At 36.5% G+C, this 22,972-nt stretch carries 15 protein-coding genes; 5 read left to right on the top strand and 10 right to left on the bottom strand.

From position 1 onward, the window contains the following. Positions 1 to 131 precede the first annotated feature (131 nt). From CPHY_RS02185 to CPHY_RS02175, 3 genes are all read left to right on the top strand, one after another. Complete coding sequence (locus tag CPHY_RS02185; protein WP_012198420.1) at positions 132 to 1,451, top strand: amidohydrolase; 1,320 nt, start codon at positions 132 to 134, stop codon at positions 1,449 to 1,451. Between the two features lie 83 nt (positions 1,452 to 1,534). Then, entirely contained in the window at positions 1,535 to 2,446 is a 912-nt protein-coding gene (locus CPHY_RS02180; protein ID WP_012198419.1) for an EamA family transporter, read from the top strand. 161 nt (positions 2,447 to 2,607) lie between these two features. Then, positions 2,608 to 3,498, top strand: a complete 891-nt coding sequence (locus CPHY_RS02175) for a Gfo/Idh/MocA family protein (RefSeq protein WP_012198418.1) — start codon at positions 2,608 to 2,610, stop codon at positions 3,496 to 3,498. Between the two features lie 142 nt (positions 3,499 to 3,640). On the opposite strand, the gene CPHY_RS02170 is transcribed toward CPHY_RS02175, so the two are convergent. From CPHY_RS02170 to CPHY_RS02160, 3 genes are all read right to left on the bottom strand, one after another. Beyond that, complete coding sequence (locus CPHY_RS02170; RefSeq protein ID WP_012198417.1) at positions 3,641 to 4,636, bottom strand: DUF6273 domain-containing protein; 996 nt, start codon at positions 4,634 to 4,636, stop codon at positions 3,641 to 3,643. 97 nt (positions 4,637 to 4,733) lie between these two features. Beyond that, positions 4,734 to 7,103: a hypothetical protein gene (locus tag CPHY_RS02165; RefSeq protein WP_012198416.1), complete on the bottom strand. Its 2,370-nt coding sequence runs from the start codon at positions 7,101 to 7,103 to the stop codon at positions 4,734 to 4,736. Between the two features lie 465 nt (positions 7,104 to 7,568). Then, complete coding sequence (locus CPHY_RS02160) at positions 7,569 to 9,869, bottom strand: AraC family transcriptional regulator (protein WP_012198415.1); 2,301 nt, start codon at positions 9,867 to 9,869, stop codon at positions 7,569 to 7,571. A gap of 321 nt (positions 9,870 to 10,190) precedes the next feature. On the opposite strand from CPHY_RS02160, the gene CPHY_RS02155 reads away from it, so the two are divergent. Next, entirely contained in the window at positions 10,191 to 11,171 is a 981-nt protein-coding gene (locus CPHY_RS02155; RefSeq protein ID WP_012198414.1) for an aromatic acid exporter family protein, read from the top strand. A gap of 74 nt (positions 11,172 to 11,245) precedes the next feature. Next, positions 11,246 to 11,797, top strand: coding sequence for a hypothetical protein (locus CPHY_RS02150; RefSeq protein ID WP_012198413.1), 552 nt, complete (start codon positions 11,246 to 11,248; stop codon positions 11,795 to 11,797). A gap of 221 nt (positions 11,798 to 12,018) precedes the next feature. Here CPHY_RS02150 and CPHY_RS02145 read toward each other — a convergent pair whose 3' ends face one another. The 7 genes from CPHY_RS02145 to tig all read right to left on the bottom strand — a co-directional run bounded on the left by CPHY_RS02145 (position 12,019) and on the right by tig (position 22,877). Beyond that, positions 12,019 to 13,515, bottom strand: a complete 1,497-nt coding sequence (locus CPHY_RS02145) for a methyl-accepting chemotaxis protein (RefSeq protein ID WP_012198412.1) — start codon at positions 13,513 to 13,515, stop codon at positions 12,019 to 12,021. 777 nt (positions 13,516 to 14,292) lie between these two features. Beyond that, positions 14,293 to 15,648, bottom strand: coding sequence for an MATE family efflux transporter (locus tag CPHY_RS02140; protein ID WP_012198411.1), 1,356 nt, complete (start codon positions 15,646 to 15,648; stop codon positions 14,293 to 14,295). 433 nt (positions 15,649 to 16,081) lie between these two features. Then, positions 16,082 to 16,687 carry a ribosome biogenesis GTP-binding protein YihA/YsxC gene (yihA, locus tag CPHY_RS02135; protein ID WP_012198410.1) on the bottom strand — a complete coding sequence of 202 codons (606 nt, stop codon included), beginning with the start codon at positions 16,685 to 16,687 and terminating at the stop codon, positions 16,082 to 16,084. A gap of 262 nt (positions 16,688 to 16,949) precedes the next feature. Further along, the gene (lon, locus tag CPHY_RS02130; RefSeq protein WP_012198409.1) at positions 16,950 to 19,379 is read right to left on the bottom strand and encodes an endopeptidase La; all 2,430 of its coding nucleotides are present in this window, start codon (positions 19,377 to 19,379) and stop codon (positions 16,950 to 16,952) included. Between the two features lie 153 nt (positions 19,380 to 19,532). Then, positions 19,533 to 20,834 (bottom strand): ATP-dependent Clp protease ATP-binding subunit ClpX, encoded by a 1,302-nt coding sequence (clpX, locus tag CPHY_RS02125; protein ID WP_012198408.1) that lies wholly within the window; start codon positions 20,832 to 20,834, stop codon positions 19,533 to 19,535. 64 nt (positions 20,835 to 20,898) lie between these two features. Continuing rightward, the gene (clpP, locus tag CPHY_RS02120; protein WP_012198407.1) at positions 20,899 to 21,480 is read right to left on the bottom strand and encodes an ATP-dependent Clp endopeptidase proteolytic subunit ClpP; all 582 of its coding nucleotides are present in this window, start codon (positions 21,478 to 21,480) and stop codon (positions 20,899 to 20,901) included. A gap of 110 nt (positions 21,481 to 21,590) precedes the next feature. Then, on the bottom strand, positions 21,591 to 22,877 hold the full coding sequence (tig, locus tag CPHY_RS02115; protein ID WP_012198406.1) for a trigger factor: 1,287 nt from the start codon (positions 22,875 to 22,877) through the stop codon (positions 21,591 to 21,593). Positions 22,878 to 22,972: the final 95 nt, after the last annotated feature.

Here is a 22,972-nt window from a genome sequence, read left to right as displayed (position 1 = left end):
CGAGCTTCAATATTAATAGAGTGAAAGAAAAATCTTTCACTGAGCAAGTTTATGATTGCAACGCAATCATAAACTTGTGTTGAGCAGAAAAGCACACCATTTATTCGTGTGCAGAAATGAGGTAAACATGAATGAATTTAATAAAAATCAAAGCACTGGATGCCATTACAAAGCATAGTAATAAAATTATTTCCATTGGTGAGGAAATTTTTCGCAATCCGGAATTAGGCTATAAAGAGCATAACACCAGCAATCTTGTAAAGCAGATATGGGAGGAGCTAGGTCTAGAGGATATTACAAATGTTGGTCTTACCGGATGGAGAGGATATCTGAAAGAAAAAAATTACACAGCTACTCCGATTACCATTGCTGTTATGGGTGAGTTGGATGCTGTGATCTCACCAAAACATCCCTTTGCAGACAAGCAAACCGGTGCTGCACATGCTTGCGGCCATCACGCCCAGATTGCCGCTATGATTGGCTGTGCTATTGGACTTTCGGCAGTTAAAGACGCGCTGGATGGTAATGTATGTTTTCTTGCTACACCTGCAGAAGAATATATTGAACTTGGATATCGCAGCCAGTTAAAACAAGATGGACTTATCTCCTACTTTGGCGGAAAGCAGCAAATGATTGCAGAGGGTGTCTTTGATGATGTTGATATGGCTCTTATGGTACATAGTGAAACCAATCAAAGCAAACCTCACATCTCCATCAACAGCCACTCTACTGGATTTATAGGGAAAAACATTCGATTTCTCGGAAAGGAAGCACATGCAGGCGGTGCCCCATGGGATGGTGTGAATGCATTAAATGCTGCAACTCTCGCGATTTCAGCAATTCACGCCCAAAGAGAAACCTTCCGCGATTGTGATTCGGTCAGAGTCCATCCGATTATCACCAAAGGTGGCGATTTAGTAAATACGGTTCCTAGTGAAGTTACGATGGAAAGCTACGTAAGAGCTGCTTCCATTGAGGCCATAAAAGCAGCGAATACTAAAGTGAATCGTGCGATTAAAGGTGCTTCCTATGCCATCGGTACTGACGTGGATATTACAGACTCTGCCGGTTATCTCCCACTGATGCAAAATACTAGATTGAGCAGTATCTTTTCAAAAAATGCTACCCAACTGCTTCCAAATGTGACTGTGGAGGAAAATCTCCCTTTCTGTGGAAGTACAGACGCCGGTGATTTATCCTATCTGCTTCCTGTGATTCAACCAACCATCAGCGGATTTTCAGGAGATTTACACAGCTGTGATTTTCATGTAGAGGACGTAGAGCTCGCTTATCTAGTACCAGCAAAGCTAATGGCAATGACTGTAATTGATCTTCTGATTAAAGAAGCTTCCATCGCAAAAGAGATTAAAAGTGCTTCTCCTAGAAAGAAAAAAGAGGATTATATCTTACTATGGAATACGCTGCTAAAAGAGAAGGAAGAAGAAATTTAACAGAAATGAAAAGAACTATTTAAGAAAAATGTTTTTGAAACAACTTTATTAATATGTGCTAAAGAGCATAGATGGGAGTTTTTATGATAACTCTACTTTTGGTTTTAAGTATCACCTTTTTCATCTTGCAATCAGTCTCAATGAAGTTTGTGAAAGCAGATACGCTTCCGCAAAAAATGCTGGTCCATGGAGTATTTACACTCGTGGCAGGTATCGGAATGAGTTTCTTTTTATTGTTCTCCAGGGAATCCTTTTCTCTAAGTAAGAACACGATTTTGTTTGGTATTCTTTTTGGATTTTTATTTGCTTTTACCATATTATTTTATAATCTGGCAATTAACAGCGGCCCCCTTTCCTACACAGCATTCTACTTTTCTTCTAGCATGCTGCTTCCTACCTTTTTTGGTCTTCTCTTTTTGAAAGAAGAACTTCGGTGGACGCTCCTTATTGCTATCATTTTATTCCTGATGGCATTTTACTTCCTTAATGTTACAAAAGAATCAAAAAAGGAAGCTGTTTCCCCCACTCATAGAAAACAAAAAAAGCAATGGCTCTTTTATTGTATTCTCACGTTTATAGGTAATGGTTGCCTTGCTATTGTTCAAAAACTTCATCAACAGCTTCAACACGGCACGGAAGCTTCTGGGTTAATACTCCTTGGATTTGCCTTTGCTTCTCTTTGCTACTTTATTGCTTATCCGGTTGCTAAGTCAAAGGCAAGCGAGGTAAAAATCACGACCTCATCCTCTGTAAAGCAACTAAAAACTAACTTATTACCAATCTTGTTCTTAGCAGCAGGTTCTCTACTTGGAAATTTGCTATTAACAAGCTTAGCAGGGAAAATTCCCAGCAGTTATCTGTTTCCACTCGTACAAGGCAGTATTATCCTCGGCATTACCATAATTTCAACGCTATTTTTTAAAGAGAAGTTATCTAACCGTGGTAAAATTGGTATCCTTCTAGGAGTACTTGCTATTGTGTTTATTAACGTTTAGATAGAATCAGGACTGTTTATCTAAATCTAAGTTAAGAGATAAAATTATACACTCTTCATTTTCCCTACGCTAATTCATAAGACTCTTTTCTATACATAATTAGAGGCTTTTGTAATTGGTTATTATAATTGTTCTATTTCTATAGAAAGGACGTTAACATTATGATACGAATCGGTATTCTAGGCTCCGACAACTCTCATGCATTGGCATTCTCGAAGCTTGCAAACCTGCCAGATGAGGCAGGTAATTATCTTTATGATGATGTTCGGGTAACTTCTATTTATGGGCTTGATAAAGAAAGGACGCAGGTGGTTGCCAGAGAAGGTCAGATTGATACAATTGTGGAACACCCAATAGATATGTTCTCTCATGTAGATGCCGTTATGGTAGTATTTCGACATGGTAATCTGCACTATAAGCATGCACTGCCATTTATTGAAGCTGGTATCCCAACCTGGGTGGATAAGCCCTTTACCATTCTTCCGTCAGAAGCTATCCACTTGATTGATGCAGCAAAAAAAAATAATACTCTCCTCGCTGGTGGTTCCACCTGCAAATATTGTCCGGATGTACTCACCTTACAACAAGAATTTCAACATTTGCACCAAAATCAATCTGTTATCTCTGCAAATTTTAATTTTCCCGGAGAATTAGTAAGTCCTTATGGAGGTATCTATTTTTATGGAGGTCATGCTATTGAAATAATGACTACGATCTTTGGTAAAAATCCAATCAGCGTGAAAACCGATGTACACTGTGGTAATTTGATTGCACTTTTTAAATACGAGGATTTTGCAGTAACAATACATTTTGCAGAAGTTTCTGAATTCTTTGCAACTATATACTCCGGAGACAAGGTAATCACTCACCCTATAAACATCTCAACTGTCTATCGTCAAGGCTTTCAAAAATACGTGGATGCACTTAAAAAAGGACAGATGCCAGAGGACTTTGACAGCCTTCTTCGTCCCGTCTTATTATTGGAGGCACTTGAGAAGGCAATCAATACGGGAGAAGAAATCACAATAGGAAATCTGCGCTTGGATGGATAGAAATAAGATATATTTTATCATCTGAATTTTGAAATAAAACGAATTTATCTTTCACCTATGGAGAAGTGCCACCAGTGAAGTTATTTTTATTCTCTGATGGCACTTTCTTTATCTTTTTAATACTGCTATATTCCTCATTCTCCTATTTTTTTCTCTGGTTATGATATGGAGAAGTTACTGTGCCATTCCCCTGGGATAACACATAATCCTTATCTAAATATAAGGCTGGTATTACACCAACACTTCCATCATAAGCATCTTTTGCAAGGATGTAGTCTTTTCCGTACACCACCCGAACACTCGCTCCATCCGGTTTTGCAGATACCCCGCCATACTTAGGATCTGCAGTCTCTTCTGCATAACTCGCGCGAGGTGTCCTAAGCCAATAGGGAGAGAATGCTAGAGTACTCTTGGCTTCATTTTTTTCTTTCGCACTCTTTGTTGGTTCTTTTATTACTGGAAAACCAGCTTGATATACCAAGGTGTAAAATTCTTTAATGTCTAGTAAAAATACCTTTTCTTCTGTGATTAAATATCTTGCTACCTCATAGTTTGTTAAACAATCCTTTATATTACTCTCATAGCGGTGCAATTTAGCATCCTTGTTCTCAACAGAAGATGCAGTGCTATTTACCTCATCAATCAATTGCTTATGTTTCATTAACACAATCGCATCCTGTTCTTCTTTGGTAAACTCTGTTAAAAATCCTTGTTCCTCATCATAGGCATTCCACCCATCCTTTGTAGTCCCGGACTTCGGTGCACCAGATGCATCATAAGCGATTTCATCACCAACACCATTTAGCCACGCTCGTAAATCACTGGATGCCCAGTAATTGTTTCCATAGTTCTTTGCAGTATTGGCAACCCATAGCTGATCATCAAAAGCCTTATAGGTTAGAATATTTTCTGCATAGAGCAATGGATTTCCCCCTTTGTCCAGATCAATAACTCTCCAAAGAATAGGCTCCTTATTATAGGTTCCAAATGTAACATATTGCCCGATTTTTAATTCCTTTGCTATTGTTACTTTTGCAGCAGATACCTGATTTCCAAAAAGCCCAGTTACAATGCATAACATAGCTAATAAGGCTATTACTCGATTTATTACATGCAATTTATTTGACTTTCTATTCATGTAAACCTCCATTCCTAATACAATCTTTATACATTTTCGATTTGTTTCCTACATTCCTTGAAGCATACTTGTGCATAACTAATTTATCGTCATTTTATTATAGGGTCAGATTATTCATCACTAAGCATTGACTTCCGCTTGGTAAATCAAGTCTGCTATTTTTTAATAGACACGACTGCACCATGATATAGGAATCCTTTCCTAAGGAGGATTCCGAAATACTAAGTTCTGTCCCTTTCAGTGTTGTACCTTGCATCTGCAAGCTTAAGGTTCCTGTAGAAACTGTTCCATCCTCCGGAGTATGTGATATCATTTTCATCTGATACCCAGGAGCAAACTCTGCTTGGGAAAAATCCAATCTTACACGTGCATTATTTTTTATATCAATCAATGCACCGCTTGCATTGTTTCCTTCCATGACTGCACCACCGCATACCACCAAACTCTGATCCCCTACAGCCTCAGTTGTCGTACCTCCTTTATCAAAAGCAAAACAAACATTATGGAACCCACCGCCAGATATTATTACATGTTTTGATTCCACATTCAGCCTGCTGATTGGAGCATTTGGATCCGCATAGAAATGGCAATCATAAAAACGAATCGTCTCGCCTTTGACAATAAAGTTTTGCCCGATATTTTTAAATACACAATTCTTAAAAGTGATGTCCCTTTCTACTTCATAGGTGCTTCCGCGATGTCTGGTAAGGTAATGTCCATCTAACATATGTATGGTGCATCCTTCAATTATGGTTGGTCGATGAGACATGGAAGAATCCTCTCCTAATGCTAATGGCCCCATTAACACACAGTTTCTCATAACAAGTCCATCGACATTTGCCCAAACAGAACCTCCATTGCCGCCATATCGTTCCGTGTTTCGGTACACATAGCAATCCTCTAATGTCATATCAATTACACGATTCATTTTATTTTCAAAAACCACTCTGGGAGCCTGATGCTTTTTCACTACAATTCTCTTGTGAAATCCACCCCAAGTATGAGAATCCTTGGCATTTAAAGCACTGTTTGCAAAGCTTAAGAATCCAGAGTTTCCTATGTATGTTAAATCATGATCGTACTGCCCATGTGTAACAAAAGCTCCATTCTCATCACCGGTACAATGGCAATTTTCTACGAGTGAATAAGCACATCCAGTAAAATCATTAAGGTGTCTCACATTATGAGCTTTGCAATTTATAACACTACCATACAGACATCCTATTTGTTGTATCAAGTATCCAGTACCACCTAAAGTCACTTCTTCCGGATTTATTAAAAGACAATCCCTGACCTCATATTGAGTACAATATCTGCGAAGGTTAAGCGGCCAGAATACCTTTGTTGCCTGAATATTCGTAATGTTACAATCTACGCAAAATTCGTGAGCCACTGGGCTGGTTCCTGTAGTATCAGAGTGACCCTGTCCCTCAAATTTTAGATTCTTTACATTTACATGAAATACAGGTTCTATCTTTTGGTAAGTAATCTTACGTTTAGACTTAAGCGGCCATGCATTTAGGTAGTTAAATGCCACATATTCGGTATCACTGGCACTCTTTCCTACTTTGGTTACGCGAAGTAGCTTTTGTATCTCTTTATCACTGCTGCCACCACCGATTGGTAAACGTCCTGGTACCTCCTCCATCGGACGTACATCAGTCTCAACATAATACCACTCATTTTCTGCAAACTTTTTGTTGTTACCGACATAAAGATAATCAGAATCTTCACTGAAATCTGTTTGCATCAGTGTACCATTCTCATTTCTTACATAAGGTAACGTGACAGTAATCGGACTTCCTACCTTAACACCTTGGAAAAACATCATTGCGGCGAACGGATTATCCCTGTTTGCATTCTCTGCACCATAGGTGTACATAATGTGATTTTGAAAATCCAGTTCCAGGTTACTTTGATGAAAGACATGTCTTTTAATCAACAACAAGTCACTGCTTGCTTCAATTCGATGAAAAGATTCATCATTTACAAGGGAATCAAGTGCATGATCCGCAGGAATACTTTCATCAAAGATACCGAACCAACGAAACTGTCCAATCCCATCGTGTAGTACATGCCATGCCCCTACCCCATCGTTTGGATGGTGAACAGTTCCTCCATTCTCCTTTTCCTTACTCTTAGAAAGATAAACCAATGATTTTTGTCCGCCATCTCCTGCCCCATAGTATCCTAGTAAATTAACTATCATTCCGTCCTTTCGTTCTGTCTTGGTCAGTCTTTTTAAGGATTCTACATCTGTCAAAGAAAGGACATCCTTAACACCTTTAACCTCCTTGTCCTTACCTGAAGCGGCAGATGCAGTTTTTCCAAACAAAAAAGGCGCACAGGCAATCAAAAGTCCCCCGGTACCGATTGTCTTTATCGCTTGCCTCCTCGTGACTTCCCTCCTTAGTACGCTTTTCGATTGGACAACTTCCCCTTGGTTTTCCATGCTTTGTTTTTGCATACCTCATACCTCCTTAAATTTGTTAACAAATTTATTGTAACTTGGAGATAATACACCGTAAACTTCCAGTGTTTAAGGCTGATACCCGATACTTAAACTGTAATTATCTATTTTTAAGATTTTATTATCAGAATATAATATTCTAAAAATAAAGAGGTACTCTTAAAATCAATAAAAGGTATTCTTAAAATCAATAAAAGGTATACTTAAAATCACTAAAAATATAAGATATGTCTTATGAGTTTTTCCTTGTTAAATTAAAACAGTGATAAGAAATACCTTTGTATATAAAATGCTATACAAAAAATTAGGTATTTCTTATCTCTGCTCTAACTAGTTTACATTCCTTTACTTACTAGTTTACATCTCTGTTCTAACTAATTTACAGTCATTTTCTTATTAATCTACATTTCTGTTCTTATATTTGAACTACAATACATACTACTGAAAGTCGTATCAGCTTTCTTAATTTACATTATGAATCTGATTACGATAATCTCCCGGAGTAATCCCCTCATACTTCTTAAATAAACGTATTACCCCAATTTCACCTACATAACCCAGTTGATTTGCTATTTCTTTAATCGGAAGTTCCGTATCTCTTAATAATTCCTTTGCCTTAGCCAATCGAAGCTTCGAAATATAGTCCTTAATGTTCTCGTCTTTATACTTCTTAAATATGTTTGAGATATACTGAGGTGTTACCCCGAACTCTGAAGAAAGTCCATTTAAGTCAAGCCAGTTCTCACCAATATTTTGTTCAATAAACTCTGCTATGGAGTCCACCAATCTTTTTGTTTTATTACTAACCGGTACCTCTGCTCGTTCTTTCTGATACCAATCAATCAAAGAACAAAAATCATCGAATGCAACCAAAAGATTCGGTGTCTTTAGATAATTATCTAAATCAAGAAGGTTACTTGTCTCCTTACCTCTTGATATCATCGCACCATCAAAGAGCTTCTTTAAGCTGATTGAAATTTCAAATAATAGTCCTCTTGCTGCACTAGTCGAAATTTTTTTCTTACGTGCATTGATATCAAGAATACTTTGTAATAATTGTTTTGCTTTATCACTTTCTCCAGTTTTAATATAGCGTAATAATTGATATTCCATCTCACTCGGGTAATAATAATCCGCTTCCAGATTCTCTAATTCATAGAAACAATATGGTTCAAATCCTCCGTATAGCTTGTGTTGCTCCAGTGCCTTTCTGGATTCGTCAAAGCAAAGCTGAATTCCTTTTAGCGTATGGTGCTGTTTACTAATGCCAGTATAAATATATAGAGAATAATACTTTTTCAGAAATTGAATTAGCTCCGATACTTTTTGATACACGATCTCATCTGCTTCTTCAAGTTCTTCTTCCTTACGAAGATTTAACAATAGAACCGCTGTATTTTGCCCCATATCAAGGTAGTAGTAGTTAAATTTCTCTTGAAATAAATCCACTCCGACATTCTCTGAGATAAATTTTGCTAGAATCATACTCTGATCATTTTCTGCTTTATCCATGCGAAAGAATTCACATCCCTCAGATACTTCAAGGGCAACCGTATAAAATAGATTCGTTGTAAAAGTGATTCCAAGCGGAACAAAACGCTCCTTTAAGCTACTATAATCGGTAACCATTCCATGCAGTAACTTACCAAGTACCTCACGCTTTACAATAGGCTTTTGACTTTCAAGTAGATCTGATAATTCTCTTCCATTGGTAATTTGCTCTTTTAAGGTAGTCTTAATAACCTCATATTCATTTTTTACGATTCCGTCCACTTTCGTATTCTTATCAATATATTTTCGAATTTCACGAATTGGTTTATAGCTGTATTCCGCGAGGAAAGAAACTAAGACGATACCGATTATCAGATACACAACTGCAACCCCAACCATCCGAAGTAAAAATTCGTAGTTTTCGGAATAGAATAAATCCTTTGGTGTAGAAATGATGAACTTCCAGCCTAAGGTATCTGATAATTGTCGAAATACAATACTGTCCTTTGTATTATTACCTGCTGATTTATCAGTGACTAGTTCTACCGGTAACTCAGGGGCCCCGGAACTAGACAATATACACACATTGTTTTTATTATAGACATAGACATCTGATTCTGTCGCAACATGGAACTGTTCCACCATTGAAAATAATTTTTCCGCATTAATGAATATGATGACTTGACCAAGTGGCTTCTGCTTGGTTCCAACCGGGAATGTTTGGATCAAAGGCAATATCTCCACCGGATTTTTGTCATATTGATTTACTTTCATTATTGGTAAATAATTTTTAAAATAATTTCCTTTTAATTGTTCTGCAAATTCTTTATAATCTATATCCTCAAAGGAATACATAATATCAAAAAATTTGTCTGCCTTCATCCGTATGTTTGGTGTGATAATCTCATCTGTTTCTTTTATGTACAGAAAATAGTCGAATAGAAGGGCTCCTGGCTTTTGTCGCAATGTCAACTCCTGCATTGCCTCATGCAGTGTAACAGAGGGTAATCCTTTCGCAAATTGTTCCAGCTTCGTATTAAACGTGAATTCATTGCATAATTCCTCAATGTATTGTGTACTTGATTCCACACTGGTACGGAGTTCTGTTAATAATAACTGCTTCGTATTCTCGGTTTGTTTTGTAATTTTCGCCGTTATCTGTGCATAATAAGCAAAACCACAACTTAAAGCAACAATTAAAATTAAGATATACGAAAAGAAAAAAACCACATATACACTTGATTTTTTCAACTTAAAATTGCGTAATAACATGTAACCTTGCCCCTCCCAATCCTTCGATTTTTGTAACTCTGAAATCCTACCTTAATGATACTATAAATTTCACCTTTTGTTAATAGTTTGGGTATATTTTAGTCCTTTTAATGGGCCTGATTACTCTTTGCAAGTACTTAAAAAAAATCATCGTGATATTAATAAACCTATTTATACTGAATTGAAAATGAGAAAGTTAACTAGAATTAACACTAAAAATGCTATGAATTATCCACTTAACCTGAGACGCACTATGCGATTATCAAAGTTTATGGTATGATAAAAAATATATAATTTAATTTTAAAGATAAGGAGAAGCCAATGAAAAAGTTTAACAAAGTTAGTAAGATTGCAGTCGGAAGTACCCTTGCTATTTTACTAGCTAATGCAATTGGATTAAACTATAGTATTTCAGCGGGGATTATTACTCTTCTAACCATACAGGATACTAAAAAAGAGACCATTTTTATTTCACTGAAGCGATTAGTTGCATTTATGTTTGCCACTATTCTAGCACTCTTACTTTTTCCGAACTTTGGATTTACCACAATTCCTTTTGGATTATTCCTATTTTTGTTTGTAGGTGGCTGTTCTATTGTTAAATTACAAGATGGAATTGCAATGAATTCCGTACTTGCAACACATTACATTCTCTCTGAGAGTATAAGTATTTCCATGATAACAAACGAAGCCCTCCTTCTTTTTATCGGAGCGGGTATTGGAACACTCATTAATTTATTTATGCCAAGTAATGTAGCAAAAATTCGAGAAGTTCAAGAACGAATTGAAGCCGATTTACGTAAGATCTTATTTCGCATGGCTTATTTTCTTAGGGAGTCTGATAAAAGTAATTATAAAGATCACTGTTTTACTCCATTAAAAGAAGATATTAACCTAGGTCTTACGTATGCATATACAAACATGAACAATACTTTATTCCAGGAGTCTGAATACTTTATTCGTTATATGGAGATGCGTAAACACCAACTACAGATACTTGCTGAAATTTATGAAAAAATAATATCCCTACACGCTGTACCGAAGCAAGTTTTACCGATTTCACAGTTTATAGAAAGCATTGCAAATTCTCTAGCAGAATCCAATAACGCCAAAGGATTATTACAATTAGAGAAAACTCTTGAAGAAGAATATCGCCAAAGCCCTCTCCCAACTACCAGAGAGGAATTCGAAGACCGAGCTGTGTTATTTATGATATTGAAAGATTTTAAGATGTTTCTCTTAATTAAAGAGCAGTTTGCAGATACATTAACAAAGGACCAGATACAAAAGTACTGGTCCTAGGGTTGTTATTGATAAGTTTACATTGCGGTTTTATCATTTCATGTTATAATTAACGAAAAAGGAAGTAAACCGCTATGTATGAATGGAAAAATAAAAATATAAAAAGTCAGTTTGAAATGCAAAAAATGGTTGCAAAAAATAATGGCGTTTCTTCTTTTACTGAAGAAGAATTATCTGCTTTAAACTTAAAAACTAAGAATTTTACTTCAATTCATGACCCGCAAGTGAAAAGATTAGTTGAACTCGCTTTTATCCGTGGAACCTTAAATGGTCTTCAACTCGCAGACACTCAGTCAGAGGCAGTATCAGATGATAAAAAATCGGCTGTTGTTATCACAAAACAAGTGGAAGTGCAAAAAGCAGTAAACGAAGAAAGACTTTACTTTGTAGCATGTAAAATAAGAAACCGACAAGATAAAGTTGTCTATACGAATCTTATGTTAAAAGCTAGAACTGACGCGGAAGTAGAATCTATGGCTTCCTCTGAATGCAGCATAAAACATCAAACTTTAATTCAATGTAAAATTATAAAATCTTACGGAACTGATACGATGCAATTTCAGTTTGGAATTGGAACCAAGGATCAGACTGCACTAGCTGCACTTGGTAAGAAGATGTTACAGTGATTTTATTTGTAATTGTTAAACAAGACCTTTTAAAAAAGAAGATTAAATCCCAATAACGGACTAATCTTCTTTTTTAAATAATTTATAATATTAAGGAAAGAAAGAATAAACAGCTTCTTAAATCTAAAAAAGGTAATTGCAATTCATTATGCACAATTGCCCTGCACTATTATAAACTTATGAACTTATCTTTATTGAATCATCAAATTGGTTTAATTGCCTTATAAATATGCCTCAAATCTCTCAGCAGATCTTACAACCTCATCAAGATGATCCTTTGCACTAATAACATTTTGAATTGATCTCTGGCTAGATTCTGCTGCCATCTCAGAGCTTGCAGACACCTCTTCTGATGTTGCGGATAGTTGACTAATGTTATCTACTATAGAATCATTAGAATTCATTAATTCATAAATTCTTTCATCGATGTTTTTCACGTTCTGAGATAATAGGTTTACATTCTCATTCATTTTAGCAAAATGTTCTGATGTTTGTTGTATCAATGTGTTTTGCTGTCCAGTTGCATCCATAGTGCTATGAATCTTATTAGACACATCCTGTGCATTGATGTCTAACTCTGCAATAATCGAACTGATATTCTCTGTAGCTTGTTTCGTTTGTTCTGCCAGCTGACGAATCTGATCCGCAACAACTGCAAACCCTCTACCAGCCTCCCCTGCTCTTGCACTTTCAATGGATGCATTCAACGCTAAGAGATTGGTTTGTCCAGAAATTTTAAAGATAATTTGAGCAATTTCCTGAACATCTCTCGTCTTATTCTGTAATAGGTCCATCGAATCCACCACATCTTCACTAGAATTTGCAATAAGACTCGCCTTATCTTTCAGCTCATAAACCACTTGCATACTCTTTTTCAGAACCTCACTGGAATCTTTGGCAGCAGCAACCATCTCACTAGAAAGTATTCTTGCCTCTTCAATTGCACTCTGTATAGATTGTGTCATAACCGTCTGCTGCCCGATACTTTCCGCATTAGACTGTGTGCTAGAGCTTATCTCATCCAAAGACAACTGCATTTGCTTTGTATCTTCTTCCACTTGATTCATCATCTGATTGGCTGATAAGGAACCTTCACGAACAGTCGAAGCAATCGTAAGAATATCCTTCACCATGTTTTCCTGTTCCAACTGTTTTTCTTTTAATGCTCCCTGAGCATCCGCTGCAAATACCTCCGAAAATAAAGTCGTATAAATAAGCACGAAAGTAATGATAATACCTAAAACTGCTATTAAGATATAATTACTCTTATTAATTAATATGTCTTCGATATTTAAGATAATAATAACACGTGCTACATTTCCAATTGCCATATAACTGGAGAAAATAATGATACAACGTTTGTCATTGTAAAGTATCAGACTAATTAAGATTGGGAATATATACATAAATACTAAAAGGTTAGCACCTAATGCCATTACAAATCCATAAACGATCGAAAATCCAATCATCATAATATAACGGAATCGATTAGAGGATTTCAATCGGAGAAATGCTACCGTAATGATAAGCATATTTGCAAAGCAAAGTCCAATTGCAATAAGGTTGATATTATCTTTTTCTACGGTTATTTGATCCATTGCAAATAATGCAATCATAACGATTTGTACAAGCATAACACATATGTAATTCGTAAGATTTGTCCTTAGTAAGCGTTTCTCTTCCTCTGCATAAATAAATTTTCTTTCTTTTGTTTCCATATGACTCCCCTCTCAAATTTACCAAAAGTTTCTTAAATTTATTATACTTTATTCGACAAATTTCTTCAATGCAACATAAAGACTATTTAAATAGATTTATTTTTATTCATAAAAAATGATTATTCATTAAAATAATTATTCATTGAATCATTCGATAAATATAGGTAACGCATAGTCCGATTTCATCAATTAAAAAATAACTCCATAGGGTTAGCTACGACTTTGGCCTACCTATGGAGTATTTAACTTATCTTTCTATTCCATTAGCTTTCTAAAAACAGACAATGCAAAAATTATCTAATAAAAAAACCAAAACAGAGCATCATAATAGAGCATATCACGAATAACCATAAGCCTAAGCAGCACCACCATATAGTGTTACTTTTTAGTCTCTTCCGATATAAGATACTAAAGATAATTAATAAAACCCCAACAAAACTTCCTAAACCAAAGAACATAACAATAGTTTTAATAATTTTCTCCCCAAATATAATAATTTTCATCATTGTACTTCGATACATTTCCTAGAGCCCATAGATTGCCTTTGTATTAAAGCAATACTATGTATTTATTAATTATTCCCTTTTATTTCATAATACAACAAAATAGGATATATTTCCATGCTTTTTTCTTAAACTATAATATTCAAAAAGAAATTTGACTGATTTAAAAAAATATCTCCATAGGTTAGCCACTACTTTTGGTCTACCTATGGAGAATATAAATTGCCTACTTATTTTGTATTGCGAATTTGAACTTCTTAGGTAAAATGCAAATCTAGGAGATGACCTGCTTTTTCCAAACACCCATCTTGTAGATAATCCACAAGATTACTGCGGAAATTCCATTGCTGACTACAACTGCATACCATATACTTTGTACTCCCATATGGAGTAAACGTTCACATATGAATAACGTTGCCAGTCGGAATACCCATAGTCTAGTTGCATCAATTGTCATATTAATCATTGTATGGCCAGATCCTTGATGCAATCCGTTGGTTGTTGTGTAAATACCGTTCGTAAAGCACCAAAATGCCATCAATTGAAGAAACTGCGTACCTAGTCGAATTACATCTGGATCATTACTAAAAATTCGAACAATTGGCTCTGAAACAGTATTCCGCGATAAAATCAAACCACCAATAAACAAGAAAATAACGGCAATTCTTCTTGCCATTAAATAAGCTTTTTGAGCTCTAACCTGATCCCTTGCTCCGATACATTGTCCAACAATTGTTGCAACCGCAGAACCCATGGCATTCGCAGGCATCGTAACTAGTCCATTGACACGGTTTCCTATACCATAAGCACTAACTGCAGTAGATCCATACTTAATTACACTAGAGGTCATCAATAAAAATCCTAATTGCATGGTACTTCCGCCAATCGCAGTAGGTAAACCTATTTTCGCAATTGACTTAAGTTTATCCTTTTGAATCTTTAAACTTTCTTTTGTTATATAAAGAGATTTCTTATTATTACATAGGCTATATAATGCAATTATCGCACATGGAACCTTCGCTAATAAAGTAGCTAATGCTGCACCAGCAACACCCCAGCCAAATCCTAACATAAAAAGAGGGTCCAATATCATATTTAAAACAATACCTAGTAGATTTAAAAACATTGGTCTTACGGTATCCCCCTGCGATTGATTTACCGCAGTAAAGATATTGATGGTAAATAAAAATGGCATGTCCAATATTACAATTCGTAAATAGGTAACTGCCATAGAAGAAAATGACTCACCACCAGCTAACCATCCAACCAACGCTGGAGTTAACAAAAAACATATTGCTGCACATACAACCGAAAATATCATACAAGAAGCAAACAGCTGTCCAACCATTGATTTTGCATTCTTTTCATCCTTGGCACCTAAGTACTGCGATATTAATATCGCTCCAGCTACAGTAATACCAGTACCAAAATTAACTATGATACTCTGAATCGGAGTTACTACCGTTATGGCTGACTGTGGATCTGTACCAATTTTACCAAGCCAATAGGAATCTGTTAGATTATACATCGTTTGAATAAAATTGTTCACGGCGATTGGTATGGCTAGCATTAATATAGCTTTCCATAAGGTGCCCTTAAGTAAATAGTCTTTGTTTTCTTTCATTCGCATAGCTACACATCTCTCTTCATTCTATTTGTACATTTATATACGTTTTTATCCTATAATTTATTGTAATCACTTACAGCGATTATAGCAATGATAAAAGACTAATACGCTACATTTCCATAAAAAATCTAAGAACTATTAGCAAGAAATCTGTACTTTCTGTAACTACTTACATTACGTCGCAGAAAGGACCTAACTAAATTACTTTAATAACTAACACTTCCGTGTCATAACACACCTTATCAATAATGGTTATTTCTCTTGAGATACCAATTTATTGCACAAAATTTATCCTATATATAGAAAGAAGGATAACGTATCACTTCAGTGATATGCTATCCGGACATGTTTTTTCACTCTAATAAAAAAGGAACTTTTGCTCCATAGATTGATTACTCCTCTATTTTGCATAAGCCCCTTCCTTTTAAGTTGGTTATTACTTATTTTCTGTATCTGGAACTTCTAAAAACTGTTCAATACATCTCCAGATATCATCTTTTCCTTCTTTGGATAAAGAAGAAAAAGGTAAGATCTTCGTATTTGCTCCTGCACATAAACCAGTTCGTACCATTTTAATATGCTTATCTCGTTGGCTACGATTGATTTTATCAAGTTTCGTTGCTATGATTACTGGTTCAAATCCATTATGAACAATCCATTCATACATATCTTTGTCATTTGCAGAGGGCTCATGACGAATATCGATCAGAAGGAATATCACCTTTAATTGTGTAGAAGTTCGTAAATACTTCTCAATCATTTTGCCCCATTTCGCTTTTAACTCTGAAGATACTTTTGCATAGCCATATCCAGGGAGATCCACAAAATATAATTTTTCATTGAGATGATAAAAATTAATAGTCTGTGTCTTACCTGGCTGTGAAGAAGTTCTAGCAAACGACTTTCTATTCATTAACCCGTTAATTAATGAGGATTTTCCTACATTCGATTTTCCAGCAAAAGCAAATTCTGGTTGAGTATTCTCTGGTAACACACTGGTTACTCCACATACCGTTTCCAAATCTACTTGGTTTACATTCATAATTTTCTCCTAACTTCTTGGTTCCTGTCACGATTCTTTATTCCTGTTACGATTCTTTATTCCTGTCACGATTCTTTATTAATGACAAGCCTATAGTCTTTTAGTCACCATACCTATTTCATACAAGAAAATAGTTTTGATTCACCGAGATACTCGCTTCAAGTAACCTTATAACTATAATTTATCCTTTTTACCTGATAGATAATCACATAGCAAATTCTATCACTTAAAATTAAGCAGTAATCGTTCCATCATGATTCAGTTACACAAGCGCATGTTTTAAAACCTCATCCATAGTAGCAACACATATTACTTCCATACCCTCGGTTATCTCTTGCTCTAACTCTTCTAAATCTGGGCGATTCTTTTCAGGAATTAAAACTTTCTTAATCCCGGTATTCTTTGCTGCCAGCAGCTTTTCCTTTAGACCGCCGATTGGTAATACACGACCACGAAGTGTTATTTCCCCAGTCATTGCAACTTTTGCGTGAACCTTCTTGCCTGTAATAGCAGATAACATTGCTGTAGCCATTGTAATACCTGCACTCGGACCATCTTTTGGTGTAGCACCTTCTGGAATATGGATATGAATATCATTTTTTTGAAAATATTCTTCTGATATCTTATATTCCTTACTTAGAGAACGAATATAACTGATTCCAAGTTGGGCGGACTCTTTCATCACATCGCCCATTTGGCCTGTCAGTATCAAGGCACCTTTACCTGGTAACGAATTTACTTCTATCTGTAAGGTAGTTCCACCTACACTAGTCCAAGCAAGTCCACATACGATTCCGACTTCATCCTTTTGGCTTGCGATTTCATTTCGAAACTTCGGCTTTCCAAGGTAAGTAGTGATATTTTTCTCTGTTACCTTTATCTTCGATGGTTTCGTAGTTACACTAATCTCCTCCGCCTCTACAGCAGCTGCTACCTCACTATGGCTTTGATTTTTATTGTTTGACTTATTCTTTGCAGATTTGATAAGGTTTTGATTCTCCTTAGACTCCTGCTCTAACAATTCTCTAGCAATTTTTCTACATACCTCTGAAATCTTACGCTCTAAACCACGAACTCCTGCTTCTCTAGTATAGTCGCTAATTATCTTCCTAAGTGCCTTCTCTGATATACTGATTTGACTCTTTTTTAAACCATTTTTCTCTATTTGTTTGTTAAGTAAATGATTTTTCGCAATATGAAATTTTTCGTTTTCTGTATAAGAACTTACCTCGATAATTTCCATACGATCTAGTAGAGGTTTCGGTATCGTCTGTGTTGTATTTGCGGTTGCAATAAACATAACTTCTGATAGGTCTACTGGGATTTCCACGTAGTGGTCAACAAAATTACAATTTTGCTCAGAATCAAGCACCTCTAACATAGCGGATGCAGTATCCCCTTTATAGTCAGAGCTCATCTTGTCGATTTCATCAAGAAGCATGAGAGGATTTTTCACCTTTGCCTGTTTAAGTCCAGTAATAATACGGCCTGGAAGAGCACCCACATAGGTTCTTCGATGCCCCCTTATCTCCGCTTCATCCCTGACACCACCAAGGCTAATGCGGACATACTCCTTATTAAGAGCTTTAGCGATTGAACGGGCGATTGAAGTTTTTCCGGTTCCCGGAGGACCCACAAGACAGATAATCGGACTATCTCCTTTTTCCGTTAACTGACGCACCGCTAAGAAATCTAGTACACGTTCCTTTACCTTTTTTAACCCATAGTGTTCTGTTTCAAGTACCTCTTTCGCATACGCCAAATCCATAAAATCTTCGCTTACCTTGTCCCAAGGTAGGCTAAGCAATGTTTCAACATAACCTCTTGCTACTGCACTCTCTGAGTTACTTCCAGCAACGTTTTGAAAACGTTCGATTTCCTTCTTAATCTTCTCTTTTACTTCATCACTAGCAACCAATTCTTTTAGTTGCTCCAGATACTGCATAATGTCAGAAACAGAACTCGTTTCTCCAAGTTCTTCCTTAATGACCTTAAGTTGCTCCCTCATTATGTAGTCTTTCTGGTTTTTGTCAACTTTATCCTTAACCTTATTCTGAAGTTCCCTTTTAATTCGCATAACTTCTATTTCATCTGCTAAGATTAAACATAGGCGTTCATACTGCTCCATTAAATCACTTGCTGCTAGTAATAGTTGTTTATCCTCTAATGTCATAGGGATATGAATCGAGAGTTGCTCCACCATTTTTTCAATTTCTCTGGAAGCTTCCACTTGACGAATAATATCCTTATTTAGCTTATTATTTTCAGTGGTATATACCTCGAATAAATCTCTTAGAGCACGAACCATTGCTTCTTCTTCTGCCTCAGTTAAGTTAAGAAGCTCCGCTTCCTTGGATGTTAGCTGAGCTTTTAGATATGGCTGTTCTGATACTAAAGAATCTAGGGTTGCTCGTTCTAAACCAGTAACCAAAACACGTATTACATTCCCAGGGAGTTTTATCATCTGTTTAATTTCTGCTATTGTTCCTACTCGGTACAAATCATCGGCTGTTGGATTTTCAGTCTCTGCATCAATCTGTGAAACTAATAATACCTGTTGATTTAAGAGCATTGCTGCTTCAATTGCTTCAATACTTACTTTTCTATTAACATCAAAATGAATCAACATCCCGGGCATGACTGCCATATTTCTTAGAGCCACCACGGGCAGTTGTCTCGTATATTCACTCATTAATACCTCCAAAACTATGCATACTCGGCTCCTAACTGCACGCCATGGCGCGCATACAAATCAGGGGGTACACTTACTGTTAACAAAAGTCTGCCAGCTATCTGATAAGAGTTCGCCGACAGACTTCTTCATGTTAGCTATGAAGCTTCATAACTAAGCTATTTCATTACTACTTTTCTTTGCTACCTTCTTTTGAGCAATTTTACGCTGCTGTCCGTTTTCGGCAGTAACCAAGCGTGGCTCTTCCTTACCTTCAGCAGACTCCTTTGTAATAATACATTTAAGAACACTGGTATCCGTTGGAACCTTGAACATAGAATCCATCATAACAGATTCCATAATTGCACGAAGCCCTCGCGCACCTGTTTTACGTTCAAAGGAACGCTTTGCAATTTCTTTCAATGCATCCTCTTCAAAAACAAGTTCAACACCATCTAACTCAAACAATTTTCGGTATTGCTTTGTGATAGCATTCTTTGGTTCTGTAAGGATTCGTACTAATGCTTGCTCATCTAATAAATCAAGGGCTGTATTCACTGGTACACGACCCACAAACTCTGGAATCATACCGAATTTTATTAAATCTTGAGGTAATACCTGGCGGAATAAATCACCGATATTTTCCTTTTGACCATGCGCAATTTCAGCATTAAATCCGATGGACTTCTGTCCAATTCTGGCTTCCACGATTTTCTCTAAACCATCAAATGCACCGCCACAGATAAACAATATATTGGTGGTATCAATTTGAATAAATTCCTGATGAGGGTGCTTTCTTCCACCTTGTGGTGGAACAGAAGCTACGGATCCTTCCAAAATCTTTAAGAGTGCTTGCTGAACTCCTTCACCAGATACATCTCTTGTAATCGATGTATTTTCTGACTTACGTGTTATCTTATCAATCTCATCAATATAGATAATGCCGTATTGTGCTCGTTCAATATCGTAATCTGCCGCCTGAATAATCTTAAGCAGAATATTTTCCACATCTTCACCAACATAACCAGCCTCTGTCAATGCAGTAGCATCTGCAATGGCGAAAGGTACGTTAAGAATTTTTGCTAAAGTTTGTGCAACATAGGTTTTACCGGAACCGGTCGGTCCAATCATCAGAATATTGCTCTTCTGCAACTCAACGTCTAAATCTTTCTCTGATAATACACGTTTATAATGATTATAAACGGATACAGAAAGAACTTTTTTTGCTTCTTCCTGTCCAATGACATATTGATCTAAAAATTCTTTAATTTCCTTTGGTTTTAAGAGGTTAATGCCGGATGCAGACTCTGCCACATCATCATCGAATTCTTCCTCCACAATCTCATAGCAGAGCTCAATACATTCATCGCAGATATAGACATCCCCTGGTCCTGCAAGAAGCTTACGAACTTGTTCCTGAGACTTTCCGCAGAATGAGCATCTAACCTGTTTTCTATCTTCTGTTCTATTTGCCAATCTGTTCACCTCTCTTCAAACATGCTATACAAGCATACTAGGTTTTACTTGAATCAACTTTAAGTTATCTGCTTGCAATTACGCTATCAATGATACCATAGTTCTTTGCTTCTTCTGCAGACATATAATAATCTCTTTCGGTATCCACTTCAACTACCTCAAGTGGTTTCCCTGTATTTTCAGATAAGATTGTATTTAATTTCTTCTTAATTTTTAAGATGTTCTCTGCAACAATCTGAATATCGGTAGCCTGACCCTTAGCACCGCCGGATGGCTGATGAATCATAACTTCTGCATTAGGAAGTGCAAATCTCTTACCCTTAGCACCACCTGCTAATAAGAAGGCACCCATACTAGCGGCCATACCAATACAAATAGTGGAAACATCACACTTAATGTAATTCATAGTATCGTAAATAGCCATACCTGCTGTTACGGAACCACCTGGGCTATTAATATATAAACTGATATCCTTACCAGGATCCTCTGCCTCTAAGAACAATAACTGAGCTACAATAACGCTTGCGCTAACATCAGTAACTTCTTCTCCAAGGAAAATAATTCTTTCTTTTAACAATCTGGAATAAATATCGTAGGAGCGCTCTCCCCTGCTTGTCTGCTCGATTACATAAGGTACTAAACTCATATCCGTCACCTTTCCTTTCATGAACAACAGGCTGTTGCTTCAGCAACATGACTTAGCAACATGCTTTCAGCAACAGCCCATATGAATTGCAAAGAGTCGAATCGCCTTGATTAAACTTCCTTTGCTTCACTTGCTACAAGATCAATGGCTTTTTGAACTGCCATATCCATAACGATCTGTTCTTTTTCCTTCTCGCCAATTAACTCTTTTAATTTGTCAACTTCCATCTGGTAAGCGGAAGCCATCTCTGCAAGTTCTTTATCAATTTCTTCTACAGATACTGTAATATTCTCAGCCTTAACAACTGCTTCTAATACAAGTCTGCTCTGGATACGCTTAAGAGCCTGTGGTCCAAGGTTCTCCATAAATGTATTTGGATTTAAACCTGTGAACTGGAAATACTGCTCTAAAGAAAGACCTTGCATCTTTAATCTCTGAGCAAAATCTTCAGCCATCTGACGCTTCTGAGTATCTACCATAGCATCTGGAATTTCCATAGTTGCATTTTCGATTACCTTATCAACTACTGCATCTTCTTTTGCTGTCTTTGCTGCCTTATCCTTCTTCTCAGTTAAAGATTTCTTAAGATCAGCTTTATATTCTTCTAAAGTATTAAACTCGGAAACATCCCCTGCAAACTCATCATCTGCTGCTGGAAGTTCTTTTGCTTTAATTTCTTTTACTTTTACTTTAAATAATGCTGGCTTTCCAGCAAGATCTGCTGCATGATACTCAGTTGGGAATGTAACATTAACTTCTACATCCTCACCGATGTTCTTGCCTACTAATTGATCCTCGAATGTATCAATAAAGGAATGAGAACCGATTGTTAATGCATAATCTTCGCCCTTACCACCTTCGAAAGCTACACCATCAACGAAACCTTCAAAATCGATAGTAACGATATCTTTATCCATTACTGCTCTATCTTCAACTGTAATTGTTCTAGAGTTCTGCTCTCTCACCTTATCAAGCTCAGCCATAATCTCATCTTCTGTTACTTCGATTTCAGACTTAGAAACTTCTACACCCTTGTATGCGCCAAGAGTTACTTCTGGCTTAACTGCTACTTCAGCTGTGAAGATAAATGGCTGACCCTTCTCAACCTGAACAACGTCGATTTCTGGTCTTGCTACAACATCTAATTTACTTTCTTCGATAGCCTGCTCATAAGCTTCTGGAATAATAAAATTAGCAGCATCCTCATAGAATACACCTACACCATACATCTTCTCGATGATTGCACGTGGTGCTTTTCCTTTACGGAATCCCTGCACGTTCATTTTGCCCTTATTTTTCTGGTAAGCCTGTTCAATTGCCTTGTCAAAATCCTCTGCTGTCGCTTCTATTGTTAGCTTTACCATATTCTTTCCTAAATCTTCCACCTTGAAACTCATTTGTTAAGTCCTCCTTAAAATATAGCAAAGTATATGCTTTCATATACCAAACTTTTTAACGTTATAATTGTGTTCGCTTACTTCGCTCACCTTAT

The organism is Lachnoclostridium phytofermentans ISDg (genome assembly GCF_000018685.1).
Taxonomy (GTDB): domain Bacteria; phylum Bacillota; class Clostridia; order Lachnospirales; family Lachnospiraceae; genus Lachnoclostridium; species Lachnoclostridium phytofermentans.
Note: the sequence above shows the minus strand (reverse complement) of the source record. Positions and strands in the feature narration are given on the sequence as shown.